Annotated in this window: 22 protein-coding genes and 2 tRNA genes (1 of these 24 running past the window's edge); 21 read left to right on the forward strand and 3 right to left on the reverse strand. The window is 40.5% G+C overall.

Going from position 1 to position 21,922, the window contains the following annotated elements; all coding sequences use genetic code 11:
• Window position 1 precedes the first annotated feature (1 nt).
• From yabQ to MHH87_RS00370, 3 genes are all read left to right on the forward strand, one after another.
• Entirely contained in the window at window positions 2-457 is a 456-nt protein-coding gene (gene yabQ / locus MHH87_RS18835; protein WP_445683110.1) for a spore cortex biosynthesis protein YabQ, read from the forward strand.
• A gap of 49 nt (window positions 458-506) precedes the next feature.
• Window positions 507-929, forward strand: a complete 423-nt coding sequence (locus MHH87_RS00365) for an FtsB family cell division protein (protein WP_340747382.1) — start codon at window positions 507-509, stop codon at window positions 927-929.
• Between the two features lie 200 nt (window positions 930-1,129).
• Window positions 1,130-1,555: a S1 domain-containing RNA-binding protein gene (locus tag MHH87_RS00370; protein WP_340747383.1), complete on the forward strand. Its 426-nt coding sequence runs from the start codon at window positions 1,130-1,132 to the stop codon at window positions 1,553-1,555.
• A 73-nt stretch (window positions 1,556-1,628) separates the two neighbouring features.
• Here MHH87_RS00370 and MHH87_RS00375 read toward each other — a convergent pair whose 3' ends face one another.
• Complete coding sequence (locus MHH87_RS00375; protein ID WP_340747384.1) at window positions 1,629-1,829, reverse strand: sodium:potassium antiporter; 201 nt, start codon at window positions 1,827-1,829, stop codon at window positions 1,629-1,631.
• Window positions 1,830-2,287: 458 nt separating this feature from the next.
• Between MHH87_RS00375 and MHH87_RS00380 the strand changes: the two genes are divergently transcribed.
• A complete protein-coding gene (locus tag MHH87_RS00380; protein WP_340747385.1) occupies window positions 2,288-3,553 on the forward strand; it encodes a hypothetical protein in 1,266 nt (421 codons plus the stop codon).
• Between the two features lie 154 nt (window positions 3,554-3,707).
• On the opposite strand, the gene MHH87_RS00385 is transcribed toward MHH87_RS00380, so the two are convergent.
• Window positions 3,708-3,779: transfer RNA gene (locus tag MHH87_RS00385), tRNA-Glu, on the reverse strand.
• Between the two features lie 5 nt (window positions 3,780-3,784).
• Window positions 3,785-3,861, reverse strand: a tRNA-Met gene (locus tag MHH87_RS00390).
• 263 nt (window positions 3,862-4,124) lie between these two features.
• Here MHH87_RS00390 and MHH87_RS00395 point away from each other — a divergent pair.
• The 17 genes from MHH87_RS00395 to lysS all read left to right on the forward strand — a co-directional run.
• A complete protein-coding gene (locus MHH87_RS00395) occupies window positions 4,125-6,500 on the forward strand; it encodes a SpoIIE family protein phosphatase (protein ID WP_340747386.1) in 2,376 nt (791 codons plus the stop codon).
• Between the two features lie 13 nt (window positions 6,501-6,513).
• Complete coding sequence (gene tilS / locus MHH87_RS00400) at window positions 6,514-7,917, forward strand: tRNA lysidine(34) synthetase TilS (RefSeq protein WP_340747387.1); 1,404 nt, start codon at window positions 6,514-6,516, stop codon at window positions 7,915-7,917.
• A gap of 31 nt (window positions 7,918-7,948) precedes the next feature.
• Window positions 7,949-8,491, forward strand: coding sequence for a hypoxanthine phosphoribosyltransferase (hpt, locus tag MHH87_RS00405; protein ID WP_340747388.1), 543 nt, complete (start codon window positions 7,949-7,951; stop codon window positions 8,489-8,491).
• A 137-nt stretch (window positions 8,492-8,628) separates the two neighbouring features.
• Window positions 8,629-10,647: an ATP-dependent zinc metalloprotease FtsH gene (gene ftsH / locus MHH87_RS00410; RefSeq protein WP_340747389.1), complete on the forward strand. Its 2,019-nt coding sequence runs from the start codon at window positions 8,629-8,631 to the stop codon at window positions 10,645-10,647.
• A gap of 155 nt (window positions 10,648-10,802) precedes the next feature.
• Window positions 10,803-11,570: a type III pantothenate kinase gene (locus MHH87_RS00415; RefSeq protein ID WP_340747390.1), complete on the forward strand. Its 768-nt coding sequence runs from the start codon at window positions 10,803-10,805 to the stop codon at window positions 11,568-11,570.
• Window positions 11,571-11,586: 16 nt separating this feature from the next.
• Window positions 11,587-12,471, forward strand: a complete 885-nt coding sequence (gene hslO, locus MHH87_RS00420; protein WP_340747391.1) for an Hsp33 family molecular chaperone HslO — start codon at window positions 11,587-11,589, stop codon at window positions 12,469-12,471.
• A complete protein-coding gene (locus MHH87_RS00425; RefSeq protein WP_340747392.1) occupies window positions 12,452-13,408 on the forward strand; it encodes a peptidyl-prolyl cis-trans isomerase in 957 nt (318 codons plus the stop codon). Before hslO ends, MHH87_RS00425 begins: the two co-directional genes overlap by 20 nt.
• 319 nt (window positions 13,409-13,727) lie before the next feature.
• Window positions 13,728-14,657, forward strand: coding sequence for a cysteine synthase A (cysK, locus tag MHH87_RS00430; protein WP_340747393.1), 930 nt, complete (start codon window positions 13,728-13,730; stop codon window positions 14,655-14,657).
• A 336-nt stretch (window positions 14,658-14,993) separates the two neighbouring features.
• On the forward strand, window positions 14,994-16,409 hold the full coding sequence (locus MHH87_RS00435; RefSeq protein WP_340747394.1) for an anthranilate synthase component I family protein: 1,416 nt from the start codon (window positions 14,994-14,996) through the stop codon (window positions 16,407-16,409).
• Complete coding sequence (gene pabA, locus MHH87_RS00440) at window positions 16,406-16,978, forward strand: aminodeoxychorismate/anthranilate synthase component II (protein ID WP_340747395.1); 573 nt, start codon at window positions 16,406-16,408, stop codon at window positions 16,976-16,978. Before MHH87_RS00435 ends, pabA begins: the two co-directional genes overlap by 4 nt.
• Before the next feature lie 12 nt (window positions 16,979-16,990).
• Window positions 16,991-17,842 (forward strand): aminodeoxychorismate lyase, encoded by an 852-nt coding sequence (pabC, locus tag MHH87_RS00445; protein WP_340747396.1) that lies wholly within the window; start codon window positions 16,991-16,993, stop codon window positions 17,840-17,842.
• A 3-nt stretch (window positions 17,843-17,845) separates the two neighbouring features.
• Complete coding sequence (gene folP, locus MHH87_RS00450) at window positions 17,846-18,709, forward strand: dihydropteroate synthase (protein WP_340747397.1); 864 nt, start codon at window positions 17,846-17,848, stop codon at window positions 18,707-18,709.
• A 25-nt stretch (window positions 18,710-18,734) separates the two neighbouring features.
• Window positions 18,735-19,103: a dihydroneopterin aldolase gene (folB, locus tag MHH87_RS00455; RefSeq protein ID WP_340747398.1), complete on the forward strand. Its 369-nt coding sequence runs from the start codon at window positions 18,735-18,737 to the stop codon at window positions 19,101-19,103.
• Window positions 19,100-19,621, forward strand: coding sequence for a 2-amino-4-hydroxy-6-hydroxymethyldihydropteridine diphosphokinase (folK, locus tag MHH87_RS00460; protein ID WP_340747399.1), 522 nt, complete (start codon window positions 19,100-19,102; stop codon window positions 19,619-19,621). Before folB ends, folK begins: the two co-directional genes overlap by 4 nt.
• Window positions 19,573-19,776, forward strand: coding sequence for a helix-turn-helix domain-containing protein (locus MHH87_RS00465; protein WP_340747400.1), 204 nt, complete (start codon window positions 19,573-19,575; stop codon window positions 19,774-19,776). The genes folK and MHH87_RS00465 overlap by 49 nt, the downstream gene beginning before the upstream one ends.
• A gap of 23 nt (window positions 19,777-19,799) precedes the next feature.
• The gene (dusB, locus tag MHH87_RS00470) at window positions 19,800-20,834 is read left to right on the forward strand and encodes a tRNA dihydrouridine synthase DusB (RefSeq protein ID WP_340747401.1); all 1,035 of its coding nucleotides are present in this window, start codon (window positions 19,800-19,802) and stop codon (window positions 20,832-20,834) included.
• 463 nt (window positions 20,835-21,297) lie between these two features.
• Window positions 21,298-21,922, forward strand: the beginning of a protein-coding gene (gene lysS, locus MHH87_RS00475) for a lysine--tRNA ligase (RefSeq protein WP_340747402.1). The gene runs 866 nt beyond the window's last position; only the first 625 of its 1,491 coding nucleotides appear in the window; it begins with the start codon at window positions 21,298-21,300; the stop codon falls past the right edge of the window.

The following is a 21,922-nucleotide window of genomic DNA, read 5'->3' on the forward strand; positions in this document are numbered from 1 at the left end:
GATGAATGCCCAGCTTGTAAGCATTGTAGTGATGTTTATAAGTGGCATGTTTGTAGGGGCTGTTATTGACTTCGTGCGAACTATGACCACTAGCTATTTGAACTATACATTTATGCGGCGATTCGTTTTTATAATTGAAAGCATCGTGTGGTTGTTCCTTGGCGTGTGTACATTTTATTTTATGTATTTAATTAAAGGCGGGCAGTGGCGCGTTCTTGACCCACTTGCCCAGATTGTAGGGATTTTTGTATATGAAATTTTTTTTCAAAAAATTTTTCGTTTTTTAGGGAGAATTTTTGTGAATATACTAATTAAACCGTTTTTTTACATGGGTCATCTATTTGTTCGCTTAGTGCGTGGAGTAATCCGTTTGACGATTAAGGTTATAAAAATATTAGTGACACCTATTTATAAAATTTATATGAAATTTATTCCAAATTACTTTCAAAAACGGTAACGAAATCGTATAATGAATAGTACTATTAGATTGGTTAGGAGGAGACGGAATGGCGCCGAAAAATGAACCAAATGAACTACATAATCGCAATGTGAAAACATTAGAAAATGACTATGTCCGTTCAAATCCAATGGCAAGTAAAAAAATAAAGAAAAAACAGGCTGTACTGCGTCGAAGGAGATTACTTGTTTTCTTCATTGGTGCTGCATGTATAACTGCGTTTTTAGTAAGTACGATTATGTCTCAAAATGAACGATTAGCTATAAAAGAGGCGCATAAGATAGAAGTAGCGGCAGAGCTTGAAGTGGTAAAAGAAAAGCAGGAAATGTTAAAATTACAAATTACTAAACTTGAAGATGATGAATATATTGCAAAGCTAGCACGTAAAGAATACTTTTTATCAGAAGAAGACGAGATTATTTTTACGATTCCAAAAGGCAATGAATCGCAGTCTGAGGAAGAGGGAGAATAAATTATGGTGGATACCGACTCTTTTTAGTGAAGATTCGACCCATTTTTGGTATTTTTTCCCGTTAAAAAGAGTGTCTTGTTGACACTCTTTTTATGTTAGCTATAATTAGAAGAGAAACTAATCGTAAAAAAGTTTCATTACAATTGATTACATGGCTTTTAATAGAAGCCGCTTAATTTTTAAGGAGGAGCATTTTTTTTATGTCAATTGAAGTAGGCAGCAAAGTACAAGGTAAGGTAACAGGAATCACAAATTTTGGAGCATTCGTTGAGCTGCCAGACGGCAAAACGGGTTTAGTACACATTAGTGAAGTGGCAGACAACTATGTAAAAGACATTAACGAACATCTTAAAGTAGGGGATGTTGTTGAGGTTAAAGTGATGAATGTTGAAGCGGATGGTAAAATTGGCCTTTCAATTAGAAAGGCGAAACCTCAAGCTGAACGACCAGAGCGTCCTCAACGTCCACGCCGTGATAATCGTCAAAACGAGCGTAACGATCGCCAACCGAAAGAAAATTTCGAGCAAAAAATGGCGCGTTTCTTAAAGGATAGCGATGAGCGTCTTACTACATTAAAGCGTGCAACAGAATCAAAACGCGGCGGCCGTGGAGCTAGAAGAGGGTAGTTTGCTGGCTGTTTTAATCGTAGAAAAAGTGTGAAATAGAACGTAAGGCAAAAAGATGTGACTCGAATTCGGGTCACATCTTTTTTGTGTCGTCTTGATTAGTATGTATTAACAGACGTATTAATGTTATAAAGCACACAATACCGCACAGTAAACCTATTGAAATCATGATAATTTGCATGATAATTGGCAAGTTCGTTAATAATACACCGCCAACAATAAGCAACATACTTGCTGCACATAGAAACATTAAATATGTAAAATTTTGAGTCATAAACGAAATGACCTCCCTCACTATTTATATTATAAAGCAAAGCACGGGTATTTCCATTATTTGCGCGTTCGTAAATTATGAGAGTCCCTAAATACGTCTTTCTCCAATACCTCTACAGAACTTTCCAAAAAAGTTTCGTATAATAGGGTTCTCTTATATAACATGTACTTGGTGAACTACTATAACAAATATTTTCCCTTCGTTCCATTTGATAAAAAAATCCAAAACCTTGAATCTAGCTATACGACATATTAAAAAATATGTGCCATTTTAGGTATAAAGTATGGTTATTCACTTATTAATAATTATGTTGTAGCATCAGATTGGCCATTTTGAAAAAATGAGTTTTTAAAACCCTATTATTTTTATCGCCCTGGTAAAGTGTTGGCAACTTGAAACTTTTACCAATTATAATCGTATAAATAAATTATAAGATAAAAATTCATAGGAGTGGTGAGATGGGACAGAAAATCCAAACCTTAATTGCTGATACGAAACAAAAATTTGGTTTAGTGGAATATGATTTATTGAATTATTCACTTCATCATCATGTAGATATTTACGGTCAAACATCCTACACAATAGCAATGGAATGGCTATCGAAATTCGAAACAGGGTTTGATGAGGAGAAAAATCCAGAGAGAAACGCGATTATTGATATCGATTTTCATAGCGGAAGAGTAGTAAGAGTTATTTTTGTCGGTGGTGTTTCGAATGCAACATACGCACCGTTTATTAATAAGTCAACAGATGAGATCATTGACTGGATTGAGAAAATGACTGGCTATACATATCATGAGCAGTTTCAACTTGAATTTGAGGAGCCAGGCCATCTTTTGTTCAGAGAATGCTTCAATGGCATACCCATTTCTCCTTCAGGCTATATCAAACTTAAATATCATGAATCCGGGCAGTTGACAACCTTCATTGTGCATGGACAATTTCCGTGCAAAGAACTTATAAAAGAAAATCATTTTATGCTGACAACAGAAAATAGACAGTCAATCATAGAGCAACAGCTAACTTTTACCACACTACCTTCAAATGAAAACAAAACGATGAAATCTCTATATGCCATTGAAGAAATTTTTGTGGCATATAGTGGAGATAAAACGTATCCTTATGAATTTACCGTACAAGATAAGCCAGATACTCCCGTACATAAAATACTAAGCTGGGCATCACCTATTGGCCGACCTTTCGTGCGTAAGCCAATCCAATTTAACAAAGAAATCACACTGGAACAGGCAACTAACTGCGAGCCTCACCCAAGTACACGTCTGTTTACCGAGCAAGAATTAGTGAAATGTATCGAAGTCACAACGAATTTTTTACGGCAAGTGTATCCGCAAGATTCCGGAAAATGGATACTGACAACGGTGCACCGTCATCATCACTATATACAAGCAATACTAAAATTAGTCGAGTCAAACCGCTTTATTTTTAAAAGAAAACTCCAGTTATCGATTGATGATCGAACTTATGAGGCGATCAATTATTTAGATAATCAATTGCTACTAGATGCCTATGATGAATACAAAGCAGCTGGAGAAGTGCTGATTTCAAAGGAAGTTGCGCTTGAAAAAATAAAGCCCTATATACAGATAACGCCTATTTACGTGTTTGATAAAGTACAAAAACAGTATATTTTATGCGAATTAATCGATTGTCATAAAGCAATCGACGCGGAAAGTGGAGAAATGCTGAATCTAGCAGATGTTTAAGAATAAAGGCGAGAGAGGAATTATGAATTGCGCAGTTTGAGGCTAAGATATGATGTTAGAACCGGCATATTGATTTTGATAGTAGTTTTATTGCAATAACATAATAGAAAAAAGGAGATGCCTCAGCTTTGCTGAGGCATCTCCTTTTTAAGGATGACCCGTACGGGATTCGAACCCGTGTTACCGCCGTGAAAGGGCGGTGTCTTAACCGCTTGACCAACGGGCCGTTAATGGTGGCGGCAGAGGGAGTCGAACCCACGACCTTTCGGGTATGAACCGAGTGCTCTAGCCAACTGAGCTACACCGCCGAAATTAACAACAATATGTATAATACAATGTTAATATACAAAGTGTCAAGCACTCTTTTAATAAAAAATTAATAAAAATAGAAAAAACTTAAGATTTTAGTGAGGGAAAACAGTCGAAATAAATAAAAAAAAAACTTATAAATGCCATCTTCCGTTTGAATTGCTTATTACGTCGAACGATTTATTGAAGATGCCTATATAAATAGACAAATTTTACACAGTGTTTTTTATATAATGGGCAAAAACGGTAAAGGATGAGGAATATGACGGTAATCGGGGAGAGAGTGTATGAACGCTTTATAAATGATGAGGATGCTGCAGTACAGCATAAAAAAATGACAACCGCATTGAACGTTATATTTTTTTTAATTGCATTATTTTTAGCGCAGGCTGTGTTTTTTGATGCCGCTGTGCCCTTTTTTTTACCGCTTTGGTGTATTGTTCGTTTACGTTATGAGCGTTTTAAAACCGCAACGCTACTTGGAGGAATTATTGGCGCATTAAATTTAAATATGGGACAGGCAGTTATGTTAGGTGTAGAAGTGCTACTTATAGAGTGTATTTGCCGTTTCCGTTACTGGCGCTTGCCGTCAACAGTAGCGGTGGCGTTGACAATTTTTCTTGTACAAGCTGTGTGGCAAACAATGTCTTACGGTGGGATACCGCCATTTCTTGTGCAACTTTATGTATTTTATGAGATTTTCTTTGCTGCTATTATGATGCTGTTCATGAATCATTTCTTCGTGCCTTTGCATGAATTTTGGACAAAAAAATGGACAACTGAACGCATTGGTGCTGGTTTGTTAATTATGGCGGTGGTGATTACCGGTATGGAATCAGTAACTCTCGTATATTTTGCGCTGACCCCAATAGTGCTACACTTGTTTATTTGTGTTGCAGCGGCCGTTGGTGGGATATCGGCAAGTGTCATAGTCGCTGTAGTCGTCGGGATTTTTGTCGGCGTGGCGCAGCTATCCTTTACTGGTATGCTTGCCCTATATGCGGTGACAGGGGTTATTGTCGGGGCATGCAGGGGACTTGGACGGCTCGCGCTCGCGACTGCTAGCCTCATACCGAGTATCTTTTTCTTTCTTTATGATGCGACATTGCCTTTAGATACTGTGTATTTTGTATCCATTCTAACCGCGACGATTGCCTTCGTACTTCTGCCCCAACGGTATTTGGATGCTAGCGCGTCAATTTATACAATGCAAACGAGCCATTCTAACGAGCAGGAACTCGAAAAGACTGCACTCGCTACAAATCAACTCATCCAGTTTCAACAATTCGTTTCTTTTATGAAGGATCTTGTATTTGACCGTTTTACGAACGTACGGCATGCTCAAGCACAAAAGCAAATTGAACCGCTCTCGATTTGTGCGAGTTGTTTTCGCTTTGAGCAATGCTGGGAAAATAATCAAAATGGAATGAGTCAACCAATTGCGCAGTGGCTTATGATGAAAAGAAGTAGTAAGCCACTAGAGGTAGTGCGTGCAGAAGAACAATTAAAAATGAAATGTGTTAAATCAGCTAAACTGCTAGAAGAGCTAGAAGCAAAATTGCATAAGGAACATATGAATGGTCAATTCTATCACGGAAAGAAAATGGTAGCACTGCAGTTACGTGATTTAAGCCATCATCTAGAGTTACTCTTAGAAAATATGAAGAGTGGTAGTACATCCTATGCAACAGAGCAAAACATTATTGATCATTTAGAGCAGCACGGGATTTCTTGTTTTCAAGTAAATTGGCTAAATAATAATGTTGGCGAGCGGGATGTTATTTTTTATGTGATTTGCGAGGAAGATCCGACAATACTTATGCAACAAATGGGGCATATTTTAAGTGAATTACTAGATGAACCGCTTAAAGGACAAGAAATTATGCAACAGTCCTTTCCGTTTGCCTATGTGCAAATGCGTTTTCAATCAGCAGTTCGCTATAAATTGGAGTATGATATATATAAGCGCACGAAGAATGGCGTTCAGATTTCTGGAGATGCACATGCAATATTCCCGGTGCATGCTGGTCTTGTGGCGATTATGCTTTCTGATGGAATGGGCAATAACCATAAGGCACAACGCGAAAGCACACGTCTTATTCAAATGATGCGGGATTGCCTAAATTATAATATGGATCCAGAAACGGCAATGCATACGATGCATTACGTGTTATCGCTAAAACATGATGTAGATATGTACGCGACAATTGATTTTGCGTTAGTTGACCTGCAAGTAGGAACATTGTGGTGTTGGAAGGCGGGTGGCATGACGACGTATATTTTACGAGGTCCGAAGCTCTTTAAAATTGAAAGTAAAACCGCGCCGATTGGATTTATGCCGGTCTTTACAATTGAAACCGAAACGATCCAACTGTTGGCAGAAGATATCATTATCATGGTGTCAGACGGACTATTTGCAAGTACGGAAGACTGGGCCAAGCAGGAGGCGCTTTTTTTACAGTTAATTCGCCAATGTATTCACAAAGGTGCGGCACTAAATGTGATATTATATGACGTAATGGCACAGTATAAGCAAGTATATAAAATGGATGATGATTGCACGGTAATGCTATTTAAACTGGCGCACCTAAATTCGCAGTGGTCAGTATTTCGGCCAACCAGTGAGCAACTTTTATAAATGAGGTGAGGAGATGGACCAGCTAGAGCATCAAGTATTAACCTATATTAAAGAGCAGCAATTAATAAAGAGTGGTGAACGTCTTCTCATCGCCTGTTCTGGAGGCGTGGATTCAATGGCGCTTCTTTCTTTTTTTTATAAATTTCAAAGATTGCTCGGAGTGAACCTAGTCGTCGCACATGTGGATCATATGTTGCGAGGGGAGCCTTCTGCACAGGACAGGCTTTTTGTGGAGCAGTTTTGCAAAGAGCGTGGACTACCTGTAGCGAGCTGTGCGATTTCTATTGCAAATATTATGGAGCGCGAGGGGGGTAATTCACAAGCAATTTGCCGCCGCGAGCGTTATAATTTTTTTAAGGACGTAATGACGAAGTATCGCATAAATAAGCTTGTTACAGCACACCACGCAGACGATCAGCTCGAATCAATGCTCATGGCACTTACGAAAGCTGGCTCGTTAAATGGGCTAAAAGGGATAAGCCCAAAAAGAGTTTTTTTTAAAGGAATGTTAATTCGACCATTTTTAACGGTTACAAAACAGGAAATTGGGCAATATTTACAAGGGAACAAAGGGATTTTTCGCGAAGATGCCAGCAACGCGAAAGAAGACTACACACGCAATCGTTTTCGCCATCGTATCGTCCCGCTTCTCAAGCAAGAAAATCCAAATGTATCCTTGCATGCTGTTCAATTAGCGGAGCAGCTGCGGCAAGATGATTTGTATTTAAATGAGGTCGCACAAACACGGTTTTCGCAATATGTGGTGAAAAATGGAGATAATTCTTATGTAATGGAAATTATTGCGTTTCAAAACGAACCACCCGCTTTACAAAGAAGGATCATTTTAATACTATTAAACTATCTTTATAACGGTTCAAACACGATTCAAAGCTCTGCGTTATGCACATCGGTTATGAAGCTATTTGAAACGTTAGACGGCAGTATCACAATCAATTTGCCAGAGGACTTTATTGCTAGACGCCAGTACGGGGAAGTATACTTTGAAAAGCAACATCCATTTACGTACATGGTGAAGCAAGAACTTGCTTTAAATGAGTGGAATGAATTAAATGGTATGTGTGTGTACATAGGAGAGTGCTCTGGCATAAATGTACAGCTGAGTGAACAGGTAACGACCTATTTTTTTAACTCGACATCCGTTTGCTTTCCGTTATATGTAAGGGCTCGTGAGGATGGAGACCGTATTGCATTACAAGGTATGCAGCAATACAAAAAAGTGTCTCGCATTTTTATTGATGAAAAGATTCCTTTAGTTGAACGAGATTGCTGGCCGTTGCTCGTCGATTTTCAAAATGAAATATTGGCAGTGTTAGCTGTGCGTGTGAACAACAAATTTTCTAAAATGAGACGCATTGAGGATGACTGTGTTTTAGTCATAGAGCGTCGATCTATTTAGAGCGTTTGAACAATCAAAGGAGGAATCGATGATGATTCAAAATGATATTGAAAAAATTATGATTAGCGAAGAACAAATTCAAGACCGCTTAAAGGAGCTGGGAGCAGAACTAACAGCTGAATATGACGGGCGTTTCCCATTAGCAGTAGGTGTACTTAAGGGTGCGATGCCATTTATGACTGATTTAATGAAACGTTTTGATTCATATATCGAAGTGGATTTCATGGACGTTTCAAGTTACGGTAACGCGACAGTTTCTTCTGGGGAAGTAAAAATTTTAAAAGATTTAAACACAAGCGTTGAGGGCCGCGATGTAATTATTATCGAGGATATTATCGATAGCGGGTTAACATTAAGTTATTTAGTGGATTTATTTAAATATCGTAAAGCAAAATCGATTAAAATCGTGACGCTTTTAGATAAGCCATCTGGTCGTAAAGTAGAGCTAAAAGCAGATGTGGTGGGCTTTGAAGTGCCGGACGGATTTGTAGTTGGTTATGGTTTAGATTACGCAGAAAAATATCGTAACTTACCATACATTGGTATCCTTAAACGCGAAGTATATTCATTCTAAGTCAGCTAATTGTGTAATGATTTTGACAAAAATCATTAGAAATGCAAATTGCTCGGTGCTTTTCGTTGTATGAAGAAATCAGGGTATGTTAAGATTTTACTTATTAGTTTTTCTGTAACGTTGTGAGGAGGCTGGGGATGAATCGAATATTTCGATACACCATATTTTATTTACTAATTTTTCTCGTGATTATTGGAATTTTTGGCACTTTTAATGGTGGCAAAACAACGACTGAAGAAGTCGGTTATTACGAGTTTTTCGAGGCACTAGAGTCAAACAAGGTTGAAGGGGTTACCTTGCAACCGGATAAAGGCGTTTATGTAGTTGAAGGTAGCTTCAAAGGTGCTGCGGAAGGTGAAACATTCACTGTTAACCTACCACAAAATGACCAATCAACACTGGATCGAATTTTCAGTATTGAAAAGGATTATCCGAATGTAAAAGTTGAAAAAGCACCAGAAACAAGTGGCTGGGTAAGCTTCTTTACGGGCATTATCCCGTTCATCATTATCATTATTTTATTCTTCTTCTTATTGAGCCAGTCTCAAGGTGGAGGCAATAAAGTTATGAACTTTGGTAAATCAAAGGCTAAGCTTTATGATACTGAAAAGAAAAAAGTTCGCTTTACTGACGTAGCAGGTGCTGACGAGGAAAAAGCAGAACTAGTAGAAGTTGTTGACTTCTTAAAGGATCACCGTAAGTTTACTGAAATAGGGGCACGTATCCCGAAAGGTATTTTACTTGTAGGTCCACCCGGAACGGGTAAAACATTACTTGCACGAGCTGTTGCGGGTGAAGCAGGCGTACCATTCTTCTCGATTTCAGGTTCTGACTTCGTAGAAATGTTCGTCGGTGTCGGGGCAAGTCGTGTTCGTGATTTATTCGAGAACGCAAAGAAAAATGCACCATGTATTATTTTTATTGATGAAATTGATGCAGTAGGTCGTCAGCGTGGAGCTGGTCTTGGTGGTGGTCACGATGAGCGTGAGCAAACATTAAACCAATTACTTGTTGAGATGGATGGCTTCGGCGCAAATGAAGGTATTATTATCATCGCTGCAACGAACCGACCAGATATTTTAGATAAAGCATTACTACGTCCAGGTCGTTTTGACCGTCAGATAACAGTTGGACACCCAGATGTAAAAGGCCGTGAAGCAATTCTTAAAGTGCACTCGCGCAATAAGCCACTAGCTGATTCAGTTGATTTACAAGCAGTTGCGCAACGTACACCAGGATTCTCCGGTGCCGATTTAGAAAACTTATTAAACGAATCTGCACTTGTTGCTGCTCGTAAAAACAAAAAAACAATTAATATGATTGATATTGATGAAGCATCTGACCGTGTTATTGCAGGTCCTGCAAAAGCAAGCCGTGTGTACTCAGCGAAAGAGAAGAAACTTGTTGCCTTCCACGAAGCGGGTCACGTTGTTGTTGGTTTAGCGCTAGACGAAGCAGACACTGTGCATAAAGTAACAATCGTACCACGCGGTCAAGCGGGTGGATATGCGATTATGTTACCGAAGGAAGAGCGTTTCTTTACTACAAAACCAGAGTTGCTTGACCGTATTGCCGGGTTACTCGGTGGTCGTGTTGCGGAGGAAATCGTCCTTGGTGAAGTTTCAACAGGTGCGCATAATGATTTCCAAAAAGTAACGAGTATTGCACGTGCTATGGTAACTGAGTATGGTATGAGTGATAAACTTGGACCGACTCAATTCAGTTCAAGTCAAGGTGGTAACGTGTTCTTAGGACGCGACTTTAACTCAGATCAAAACTATTCAGATGCAATCGCATATGAAATCGATCAAGAAATCCAACGCATTGTTGGTGAACAATATGATCGTACGAGACAGATTCTTACTGAAAAACGTGAATTACTGAATTTAGTTGCGACTACTTTAATGAAGCACGAAACATTAAATGCGCAACAAATTGAGCACTTACGTGATTTCGGGGAACTTCCGGAAGAGCTAGTAGATGTCGTTTCTGAAACTGAACAAAACACTTCAGAGGTAGTCCCTGTTATTGAAAAAGCGGGTTCTCCATCGATTAACAAAGAAGTGATTGGTGAACCATTAGATCCAACAACGGATGATTTACCGAAGGACATCACAATGGAGCATCCTCAAGGCATTAACGAAGATCGTAAATAACAAAAAGCTGATTGTCTCTTTGGGGCAATCAGCTTTTTATGTGGTGAGACCTGTTGTTCAAATAGGTTATTGCTGTTCCGGTAGCGGATTAGTGTCACTTAGTACTTGTTGTATGGTATTATTTTTTACAAATGGATGCAGGTAGGTGGATTCCAATGATTCTAGTAATGGATGCAGGAAATTCAAATATTATTTTGGGTGTGTATCGTGAAGATCAGCTTGTGTATCATTGGCGTATGGAAACAGATCCGCGAAAAACGGAAGATGAATATGCGATGCAGGTAAAGGCTTTTTTCATGCATGAGGGCATTTCATTTGAACAAATTTCGGGGATTATTATATCCTCTGTTGTTCCGCCAATTATGTTCGCGCTTGAGGCGATGTGTTCGAAATATTTCTGCGTGAAGCCGCTCGTCGTGGGACCGGGTGTGAAAACGGGACTTAATATTAAGTACGAAAATCCACGCGAAGTTGGTGCGGACCGTATTGTCAACGCAACTGCAGCACTAGCGCAGTATGGGGGCAACCCACTTATTATCGTCGATTTTGGAACGGCTATTACGTATTGCTATTTGAATGAACGCGGAGATTATATGGGCGGAGCCATTGCCCCAGGTATCACAATTTCAACTGAAGCGCTTTATACGAAAGCATCAAAGCTACCACGTATTGAAATTACACGTCCATCGCAAGTCGTTGGCAAAAATACGGTATCTGCTATGCAGGCAGGTGTTTTTTACGGCTTTGTTGGTCAAGTAGAAGGTATTGTAAGTCGCATGAAGGCGCAAAGTAAAGAAGAGCCGCTCGTTATTGCAACAGGTGGATTAGCAAGCTTAATTGCGAATGAAACACAAATGATTGACGTGGTTGATGCATTTTTAACGTTAAAGGGACTGTTTATTATTTATAAACGAAATCAATAGAAAAGAGGACTACAACATGGAAGACTACTTAGTAAGAGCGATCGCATTTGACGGAAAGGTTCGTGCCTTTGCGACAAATACAACAGAAACGGTAGGAGAAGCACAGCGTCGTCATAATACATGGCCGGTCGTATCAGCAGCACTTGGTCGTTCAATGACGGCATCTGTTATGATGGGTGCGATGCTAAAAGGCGAAGATAAAATTACGGTAAAAATCGAAGGTAATGGTCCAATTGGTCCGATGATTATCGATACTAATGCAAAAGGTGAAGTACGCGGTTTTGTTACCAATGGTCAAGTTCACTTTGATTTAAATGAGCAAGGTAAATTAGATGTACGTGCAGGTGTAGGAACAGAAGGGACAGTCACGATAGTCAAAGATTTAGGTATGCGTGACATGTTCTCGGGTCAAACACCAATCGTATCAGGTGAAATTGCAGAAGACTTCACGTATTACTTCGCTTCATCTGAACAAGTACCATCATCAGTAGGTCTAGGTGTATTAGTCAATCCAGACAATACGATTTTGGCAGCGGGTGGCTTTATTGTGCAGTTAATGCCAGGCTGTGATGATGAAACAATAGATGCGATTGAAGCGCAATTATCCAACATCGAACCTGTTTCGAAAATGATTGAAAAAGGGTATACACCAGAACAAATTTTAGAAGCTGTTTTAGGTGAAGGCAATGTCCAAGTATTATCTTCAATGCCAGTGAACTTCCAATGTCAATGTTCAAAAGAGCGTTTTGGTGCGGCGATTTTAGGTTTAGGTGTGCAAGAAATTCAAGAAATGATCGATGAAGATGGTCAAGCAGAGGCACAATGTCACTTCTGTTTAGAAACATACGATTTCAATAAGCAAGAGCTTGAAGGTTTCATTGATGAGATCAACGCAAAATAATAAGCTAACACAAACATCGCCAAATACGCCTATTTCGCAAAAACGATTAAAAACAAAACCGACATTAATTTTATTGTTGATTTTACTTATAGGAAATTTATTTTGGTTTGTATTGTGGTTACTTCCATCAGGGGAGCAAGTAAAGGGCGGCGACGAGCAAGTCGCTGCCGTTGATGGACAGACGATCACACGACAGGAGTGGCTAGCCGCGATGGAAAGCCGCTACGGAAAAGAAACACTGCAAAATTTGGTGAACGAAGCAGTGATGGAAAAGGCCGCTAACCAATATAAAATTAAAGTGACGGATGAAGAAATTGATTTAGAACTAGCACTTCTTCGCTCTGCGCAAGATTCCAATGACACAACGATCCAAAACTTATCGGATAGTGAGCTGCGTCAAAAAATTCGCGCACAGCTAATTTTAGAAAAAGTCCTTACAAAAGATGTTGTAACAGAGGATACACAAAGCGAAGCCTACTATGAAGAAAATAAATCGCTTTATAATATCCCGACTACATATCGCACAAGTATTATCGTCGTTGAGTCAAAAGATGATGCTATTAGCGTGAAAAAAGAGCTAGCGAACGGCTCGGAGTTTTCTGTGCTGGCACGGGAACGTTCCCTTGATACATCTTCGGCTAGTCTTGGCGGAGATATCGGATATGTAACAGCTACACAAACAAGCGTCGATCCCGCTATTTTTAAAGCAGTTCAAAGTATAAAAGTAAATGACACGACAGAGCCTTTTGTTTTAAGTGATGGACGTTATGCGCTAGCTTTCGTTGAAGAAATTCTGGAAGGTCAATCCTTCTCTTATGACAACGTAAAAGACCGTATTAAACGTGAGCTTGCAATGGAGCAGCTTCCTTCTTCGATTACACCCGAAGCCTTTTGGGCAGAATTTAATGCAACTTGGTATTATGGTGAGGGAAAATAAAAGTCAGCTATGTGCTGGCTTTTTTTGTGGTAGAAAAGTATAACTTTTTAGGAATGTCTAGGCATTCGCGCCGCACGCTCAAGGTCGCGGTCTGTTCTCTGACGAAGGCAAAGAACGCCTTCACTTGGGAGTCAGCAGCGATTATCGGGGCTAGGTATGCCCGTTAGCGCTTTAGAAAAGAATCGATTTTAGATTGTTCAGAAAATTTATTCAAAAAAGATCTGCCTATTACGTTGACAACAGCTACAAAAACTTGGTAAAATACGAATTAGGAAATACCTATTAGTTTAGTAGGGATTAAGAGAGGGATGGGATAATTATGAGTAAACTAGCAAATTCAGTTGCGGATTTAGTTGGCCGTACACCAATCGTAAAATTAAACAATGCTACAGGCGAAAATGAAGGTACAGTTTACGTTAAACTTGAGTACTTCAATCCAGGTTCATCAGTAAAAGATCGTTTAGCTTTAGCGATGATTGAAGCTGCTGAGAAAGACGGCACTCTAAAACCAGGCGGCACAATTATTGAGCCGACTTCTGGTAACACCGGTATTGGTCTTGCAATGATCGCTGCTGCAAAAGGCTATAAAGCGATTTTAGTAATGCCGGAGACAATGTCTTTAGAGCGCCGTAACTTACTACGTGCTTACGGAGCTGATTTAGTATTAACTCCAGGTCCAGAAGGTATGAAAGGCGCAATCGCAAAATCTGAAGAGTTATCTGCTTCAGAAGGTTACTTCTTACCACAACAATTTAAAAATGCAGCAAACGCTGAAGTTCACCGACTAACAACGGGTCCAGAAATCGTTGAAGCGTTTGAAGGTCTTAAATTAGATGCATTCGTAGCAGGTATTGGTACGGGTGGTACAATTACGGGTGCTGGTGAAGTATTAAAAGCCGCTTACCCGGAAATCGAAATTATTGCGGTGGAACCAAAAGATTCTCCAGTACTTTCAGGTGGTAACCCTGGACCACATAAAATCCAAGGTATCGGCGCTGGTTTCGTACCAGACGTATTAAACACTGAAATTTATACTTCTGTATTCCCTGTTGAAAACGAAACGGCTTTCGAAACAGCTCGTAAAGTGGCTCGCGAAGAAGGGATTTTAGCTGGTATTTCCTCAGGTGCAGCAATCTTTGCAGCAATTGAAACGGCAAAACGTCTTGGTGCAGGTTCAAACGTATTAGCAGTAGTACCATCTAACGGTGAACGTTATCTATCAACGCCTTTATACCAATTCGAAGACTAATATCTTCTTTTAAAAGATGCCGCTCAAGTAGCTGCATCTTTTTTGTTGTTAAGGAAATAATAAAATTTCGCCTAGTGGATAACATTTAAATAAGTAAATGCAACGTCTAGGTGAAAGCGCCAGCCCCTCGAGGTCGCAGTCTGTCCCCGGGCGAAGGCAAAGAGCGTCTTCACTTCGGACTCGCAAGCAGCTTGTCAGGGCTAAGCAGGCGCTTTGGTACTTTTGTTCTCGTTAAGAAAGTATAATTTTCTTTTGTGAATTTCTTATTTGAATAGCTTTATTTTTTATTTTCGAGTTTAATAAGAGGTAAATGGAGAAATAAGGGGGCATTATCAGATGACAGAAAGACACATTCAATCTATTTCTTTTCCGATGACGAAGGATGAATTTTTTTATAGCTATAAACAGCAGACGGCAAATAGATCGCAATCGGCTTTTTTAGAAAGTGGCCGAGGTGGGCATTACTGTATTGCAGCGTGGAATCCGTACGCAACTGCGAAGTCAATTGATGCAGGTTTACATATTTTATGGCAAGACGGTAAGGAAGAAGTGCGAACAGGGGAAGCATTATTTGAGCTAGAGCAACTCGTAAACGAGCAGTCTATTCAACGTAATGTGGATTTACCGGAATTCCAAGGTGGGGCAATTGGTTTCATTTCATATGACTATGCGCGAAAAATTGAAGTACTGCCGGTGCTCGCAGAAGATGATCTGCATGTGCCAGATTTGTATTTTTATTTATTTGATACATGGGCTGTACTAGATATTGAAAAGCAACTCGTTACGTTAATGAAGCTTTCAACAAGCGATGTAGAATTAGCTAAATGTGCCGATGCGTGGAAGACTGCCGCCGAAAAGGGACAAGCTAGCCGTTTATTTAGTGCGGAAAAAGCCGTAGAGGTAAAGCAAGATGAGAGCGAGCTAGAAATATCGTTTTCAGAGCCGCAGTTCGAACGAGCGGTACAACAAATTCAAGAGTATATCGGACAAGGGGATGTGTTCCAGGTGAACTTATCCGTGCGCCAAGGCAAAAAACTGACCGCACCACCAATTGTGATGTACGAAGCGGTGCGCTCATTTAATCCATCTCCTTACATGGCGTATATTGAGAGTTCAGATTTTGCGGTTGTTAGTGGCTCGCCGGAACTACTTGTAAAGAAAAGCGGCAAAGAACTTTCGACACGTCCTATTGCAGGGACACGTCCGCGCGGTTCATCAGATGAAGAGGATATCGCATTAGCAAATGAACTAATCAATCACGAAAAAGAACGCGCAGAACATGTCATGCTTGTCGATTTAGAGCGTAATGATTTAGGACGCGTTGCAACATATGGTACGGTCGAAGTGGATGAGTTTATGGTCATTGAGCGCTATTCGCACGTAATGCACATTGTATCGAATGTACGCGGCGAGGTAGCGGATGATAAAACAAATACAGACGTCATTCGTGCGATGTTTCCAGGTGGTACGATTACCGGGGCACCGAAAATTCGTACGATGGAAATCATTGAAGAGCTAGAGCCAGTGCGTCGTGGTCTTTATACAGGTTCGATTGGCTGGATTGGCTATACGGGCGATATGGAATTAAATATTGTCATCCGTACAGCGTTTGTACAAGATGGTATGGCGTATATTCAAGCGGGTGCTGGTATTGTTATTGATTCGATTCCGACGAATGAATTTATCGAGTCATTAAATAAAGCAAAAGCAATGTGGCAAGCAAAGGCGATGGCAGAGGAGATAGCAAAATGATATTAATGATTGATAACTATGATTCGTTTACGTATAATCTTGTGCAATATTTTGGTGAGTTCGGTCAGGAGCTTATGGTAAAACGAAATGATGAGATTACAATTGAAGAAATCGAACAGCTAGCACCGGCAATGCTTGTTATTTCACCGGGTCCGTGCAGTCCGAACGAGGCGGGTGAGAGTTTAAAGATTATCCAACATTTTGCGGGAAAACTGCCGATTTTAGGTGTGTGTTTAGGGCATCAAGCATTAGCGCAAGTATTTGGTGGGAAGGTTATTCGTGCAGAGCGCTTAATGCATGGCAAAACGTCACCGGTATACCATAGCGGCGAGGGGCTCCACCGGAAAAATGCAAACCCGTTTGCGGCAACGCGCTATCATTCACTTATTGTAGAACGCGAATCACTGCCAGACTGCCTTGAAATTACTGCGTGGACAGAAGAAGGGGAGATTATGGGGCTGCGTCATAAGGAGTTTGCGATTGAAGGGGTACAATATCATCCGGAATCAATTATGACAGAAGATGGAAAGCAGTTATTACAGCAGTTTATCGAATTGTATTGTCACTAAGGGGGAAATAGTATGCTTTGTTGGATGAACGGGAACTATCTGGATGCAAGTGAGTTGAAAATTTCGCCATTTGATCACGGCTTTTTATACGGGCTCGGTTTTTTTGAAACATTTCGTACATACAACGGACAGACGGTTTTCCTTCAGGAGCATTTTAACCGACTTTGTGAAGGGTTGAAGGAATACCGCATTGCGATGCCGTATTCAATTGCAGATTTTGAGCAAATTATAAGTAAATTAAACGAAGCAGAGGACGGACAAGACGGATACTTCCGCATTAATGTATCAGCTGGTGTACATGATATTGGGTTAGCACCGACTGAATACCCAACACCAAATGTTATTGTATTCCGTAAACCATTAGCGAGTACAATGCGGGGCAAGGCAAAGGAAGCGCGCTGGTTACAAATTCCGCGCAATCAACCAGAGCAGGACGTACGTCATAAAAGTCACCATTACGGAAATAATGTTTCGGCACGCTTTGAATTGCCGAATTTAGCTAGCTATGAAGGCTTTTTTGTGACGGAAAAAGGCATTGTTGCTGAGGGGATTACCTCAAATATTTTTTGGGCAAAAGATGATATAATTTACACGCCTTCGCTTGATACAGGGATCCTACCAGGCATTACACGTCAGTGGGTAATCTTATTAGCTGAGCAGCTTGGCTATACTGTACTACAGGGGATTTATTTAAAAGTGGAGCTTGAGCAGGCGGATGAGTGCTTTATTACGAATTCAGTGCAGGAGCTTGTGCCGATTTCAAATATTGGCAATGTGCGATTTGCAGGGGAAGAGGGTGTACTATATGAGCGACTTCACCGGGCATATGGTGCACAAATTACACAAGCGATTAAAAGGAGATAGAAGATGTTAACAAAGTATCCGACACCTTTAGTTTTAAACAATATTGAGCTTGATTACTCGAAGGAAACATTTGTGATGGGCATTTTAAATGTTACACCGGACTCATTTTCTGACGGGGGGAAATATAATTCCGTAGAAGCAGCCGTTGTGCAGGCGAAAAAGCTTGTAGCAGAAGGTGCAAAAATTATCGATGTTGGCGGTGAATCGACGCGTCCTGGCTATGAGCGCATTTCAGACGAGGAAGAAATTGCGCGTGTCGTACCGGTCATTAAGGCGCTTTTAGCCGAAGTACCTGCGATAATTTCAATTGATACATATAAATCCGTAGTTGCACGCGCAGCAGTTGAGGCAGGTGCGCATATTATTAATGATATTTGGGGTGCAAAGGCAGATCCAGAAATCGCCCGTGTTGCTGCCGAGCTTAACGTACCGATTATTTTAATGCATAACCGTGAAAACGATGCGTACAACAATTATTGGGCAGAGTTCCTATCAGATATAGAGGAAAGCATTCAAATTGCACAAGACGCAGGTGTGCCGGATGTACATATTATTTTAGATCCAGGGATTGGCTTTGTGAAAAACTTGCAGCAAAGTATTGAAACGATGCAGTGTTTAGATAAGTTAGTAGCGTTGGGTTACCCGGTGCTACTAGCGACGTCACGGAAACGTATGATTGGTTCGATATTAAACTTGCCGGTAGATGAACGTGTAGAGGGAACGGCTGCGACATGTGCATACGGGGTACAAAAAGGCTGTCATCTAGTTCGTGTGCATGATGTAAAAGAAGTGGCACGTACCGTGAAAATGATTGATGCACTAATTGGGAAGTATAAAGTAGAAGGAGAGCTAGCACCGAGACATTAGGAGCGGCTGAAAAGGAGAATTTTTAATGGACTATATTCATTTGCGTGACATGCAGTTTTTTGGCTACCATGGTGTTTTGCGAGAGGAAACAGTGTTAGGACAACGCTTTCGTGCATCCGTTTCTTTGGCAGTAGATATAAAGCGTGCCGGGGAAACCGATGAACTTCAAGACACAGTGAGTTATGTGGGTGTGTATGATATATGCAAAGAAGTAATCGAGGGCAAGCCGTATAAATTAATCGAAGCAGTTGCAGAAACAATTGCGACAAAAATTTTGACACAGTACGAGGGCCAAGTATTTGGTTGTCGCGTTGAAGTAATGAAACCGGACCCACCAATCCCTGGGCATTATAAAGAAGTGGCCGTTGAAATTGTGCGAGGTACATTTTCATGAATAAGGTTTTTTTATCAATCGGTACAAATATTGGGGAGCGAGCAGCCAATTTACAAGAGGCTGTACGTCGATTAATGAGCCATCCAGCGATTGAAGTAAAGGTAGTTTCTTCTATATATGAGACAGCACCAGTTGGCTTTGTCGATCAGGCATCTTTTTTGAATATTGCAGTTGCGATCGAAACGATGTTATTACCGTTTGAAGTACTTGAAGTGTGCCAGTCTATTGAAAATGAGTTAGGGCGCGTGCGTGAGTTTCGATGGGGTCCTCGGATCATTGACCTTGACATTTTACTCTATAATCATGAAAATATTGAAGCGGAGCATTTAATCATTCCGCATCCACGTATGTATGAACGAGCTTTTGTATTAGTGCCGTTAGTTGAGATTGCGTCTGCGGATTGTGCTATGCTTGGACAAGCGCGTCTTGCGTTACAAGCGATAGATAGAGAGAAAGAAGGCGTGAAGCAATGGAAGACAATCGGTACGGTAGACGAATTCGTGCATTTCGAAAGCTAAAACGAGTTCAACAAGTTGAATTCGCAAAACGTATTGGAATTTCAACGACAATTTTAGGGCGGCTTGAACGTGGTGAAAAAATGCCTTCAGATGACTTACTTCAAAAAATTGCCGAAGAGTTAACTATAGATGTAACAGAGCTAAAGGGTGAATAACCCACTTCAAGGAGGAAACAACGATGAAAACCGCCCAGCGAAAGCCATTCCAAATTGGCGATATCGTCATGGACAACCGTGTTGTACTTGCCCCAATGGCCGGTATTTGTAATTCAGCTTTCCGTTTAACAGTCAAAGAGTTCGGCGCGGGACTAGTTTATGCAGAAATGATAAGTGATAAAGCGATTAATTTCCGTAACGAAAAAACAATGAATATGCTCTACATTGACGAACGGGAAAATCCACTATCCTTACAAATTTTTGGTGGCGATAAAGAGAATCTAGTAGAAGCGGCGAAGTACGTAGATAAAAATACACCAGCGGATATTATCGATATCAACATGGGTTGCCCAGTAAACAAAATTATTAAATGTGAAGCGGGCGCGAAATGGCTACTTGATCCAAATAAAATTTATGAAATGGTATCGGCAGTAGTTGAGGCAGTTGATAAACCAGTATCTGTGAAAATGCGTATCGGCTGGGATGACAAACGTGTATTTGCAGTTGAAAATGCACAAGCGGCAGAACGTGCGGGTGCAGCAGCGATTGCGATGCATGGTCGTACACGCGTTCAAATGTACGAAGGTAAAGCAAACTGGGATATTTTAAAGGAAGTTAAAGAAAACATTAATATCCCGTTCATCGGTAATGGTGACGTTGAAACTCCACAGGACGCAAAACGTTTACTTGAACACACAGGTGCAGATGGCGTAATGATCGGACGCGCGGCTTTAGGTAACCCGTGGATGATTTATCAAACGGTACAATATCTTGAAACAGGTGAATTAAAGCCAGAACCAGAAGTACGCGAGAAAATGGATGTATGCCTACTTCACTTTGAACGCTTAATGGCGCTTAAAGGCGAAGTTGTAGCTGTACGCGAAATGCGGAAGCACGCATCTTGGTACTTGAAAGGGATTCGTGGGAATGGAAAAATCCGTACCGCGATTAACCAAGCAGAAACAGAAGCAGAATTACGGATGTTATTAAACGGTGTTGTTGCAGAGTTAGAAGAATGTGAAGCAATGGCTACGGAAGCAAAAATCGAGATTATTTAATTTAGGCTATGTTAAATAACATTGTTGTTTTTACGGAATTAACCATTAGTAGTGAAAGCTTACTACAACCGAATCTGGTACAGCGGGTGACAAACATGTGCGTCCATGCGACATCGCGCCAATGACCATACCTGCGTGGGTCTTTATCGTGGTTGGATTAGCTAATAAAACAACAGTAGGGATTAACAGTACCTTAATTTAAATGTGGGAGAGGTATCGCAATATGTGGTACCTTTTTTTATGGTTAAAAAAGTATGCCTTTCTTAACCGCACAAGAAAGGACATCATCTCGTCCTATTTTGGGCGAGATGTGTCTTTCTAAGTTTTTCTAACAAGAAAACATTTCGAAAACAATGTGAATTAATCCGAAAGACGTGAATCGGCACTAGAAATACTGTACAATAGAAACATTATGGACAAATGGACTGCAAAAGCGGAACAAGCAAATGAGGAGTGAAACACGTTGTCAAACATTGAAGAATTAAACGACCAACTTTTGGTGAGACGCCAAAAGATGACAGATATTCGTGAAAGTGGAATGGATCCATTCGGTAGCCGTTTCGAACGCACGCACTTATCAAACGAAGTAGTAGCGGAGTTTGACCAATTTTCTAAAGAGCAATTAGAAGAAGAAACACATGAAGTTGTAATTGCTGGACGTATTATGACAAAGCGCGGCAAAGGGAAAGCTGGATTTGCACATATTCAAGATTTAGCTGGCCAAATTCAAATTTACGTACGTAAAGATGCAATCGGTGAAGAAGCATATGAGTTATTCAACAAAGCAGATCTTGGTGATATCGTAGGTGTTCGCGGGAATGTCTTCCGCACGCAAGTAGGTGAACTTTCAGTAAAAGCGACTGAATTCACGTTCCTAACAAAAGCACTACGCCCAATGCCAGAGAAATTCCACGGTATTAAAGACGTAGAACAACGCTACCGTCAACGTTACTTAGATTTAATGACAAACGCTGACAGTAAAGAAACGTTTATTGCGCGTTCTAAAATTATCCGTGCCATCCGTAACTACTTAGATAACCATGGTTACCTCGAAGTAGAAACACCGATGTTACACACAATTGCTGGTG

Origin of the sequence: Solibacillus sp. FSL H8-0538, assembly GCF_038003525.1 — a bacterium.
GTDB lineage: Bacteria > Bacillota > Bacilli > Bacillales_A > Planococcaceae > JBBOPI01.

Excerpts from the sequence above, each read along its gene's own strand:
- yabQ (WP_445683110.1), top strand. The coding sequence starts at position 2 with ATGAATGCCCAGCTTGTAAGCATTGTAGTGATGTTTATAAGTGGCATG.
- dusB (WP_340747401.1), top strand. The coding sequence starts at position 19,800 with ATGAAAACCGCCCAGCGAAAGCCATTCCAAATTGGCGATATCGTCATG.
- MHH87_RS00370 (WP_340747383.1), top strand. The coding sequence starts at position 1,130 with ATGTCAATTGAAGTAGGCAGCAAAGTACAAGGTAAGGTAACAGGAATC.
- ftsH (WP_340747389.1), top strand. The coding sequence starts at position 8,629 with ATGAATCGAATATTTCGATACACCATATTTTATTTACTAATTTTTCTC.
- folK (WP_340747399.1), top strand. The coding sequence starts at position 19,100 with ATGAATAAGGTTTTTTTATCAATCGGTACAAATATTGGGGAGCGAGCA.
- hslO (WP_340747391.1), top strand. The coding sequence starts at position 11,587 with ATGGAAGACTACTTAGTAAGAGCGATCGCATTTGACGGAAAGGTTCGT.
- pabA (WP_340747395.1), top strand. The coding sequence starts at position 16,406 with ATGATATTAATGATTGATAACTATGATTCGTTTACGTATAATCTTGTG.
- cysK (WP_340747393.1), top strand. The coding sequence starts at position 13,728 with ATGAGTAAACTAGCAAATTCAGTTGCGGATTTAGTTGGCCGTACACCA.
- folB (WP_340747398.1), top strand. The coding sequence starts at position 18,735 with ATGGACTATATTCATTTGCGTGACATGCAGTTTTTTGGCTACCATGGT.
- MHH87_RS00465 (WP_340747400.1), top strand. The coding sequence starts at position 19,573 with ATGGAAGACAATCGGTACGGTAGACGAATTCGTGCATTTCGAAAGCTA.
- MHH87_RS00415 (WP_340747390.1), top strand. The coding sequence starts at position 10,803 with ATGATTCTAGTAATGGATGCAGGAAATTCAAATATTATTTTGGGTGTG.
- hpt (WP_340747388.1), top strand. The coding sequence starts at position 7,949 with ATGATTCAAAATGATATTGAAAAAATTATGATTAGCGAAGAACAAATT.
- pabC (WP_340747396.1), top strand. The coding sequence starts at position 16,991 with ATGCTTTGTTGGATGAACGGGAACTATCTGGATGCAAGTGAGTTGAAA.
- MHH87_RS00365 (WP_340747382.1), top strand. The coding sequence starts at position 507 with ATGGCGCCGAAAAATGAACCAAATGAACTACATAATCGCAATGTGAAA.
- MHH87_RS00435 (WP_340747394.1), top strand. The coding sequence starts at position 14,994 with ATGACAGAAAGACACATTCAATCTATTTCTTTTCCGATGACGAAGGAT.
- MHH87_RS00375 (WP_340747384.1), bottom strand. The coding sequence starts at position 1,829 with ATGACTCAAAATTTTACATATTTAATGTTTCTATGTGCAGCAAGTATG.
- tilS (WP_340747387.1), top strand. The coding sequence starts at position 6,514 with ATGGACCAGCTAGAGCATCAAGTATTAACCTATATTAAAGAGCAGCAA.
- folP (WP_340747397.1), top strand. The coding sequence starts at position 17,846 with ATGTTAACAAAGTATCCGACACCTTTAGTTTTAAACAATATTGAGCTT.
- MHH87_RS00380 (WP_340747385.1), top strand. The coding sequence starts at position 2,288 with ATGGGACAGAAAATCCAAACCTTAATTGCTGATACGAAACAAAAATTT.
- MHH87_RS00395 (WP_340747386.1), top strand. The coding sequence starts at position 4,125 with ATGACGGTAATCGGGGAGAGAGTGTATGAACGCTTTATAAATGATGAG.
- MHH87_RS00425 (WP_340747392.1), top strand. The coding sequence starts at position 12,452 with ATGAGATCAACGCAAAATAATAAGCTAACACAAACATCGCCAAATACG.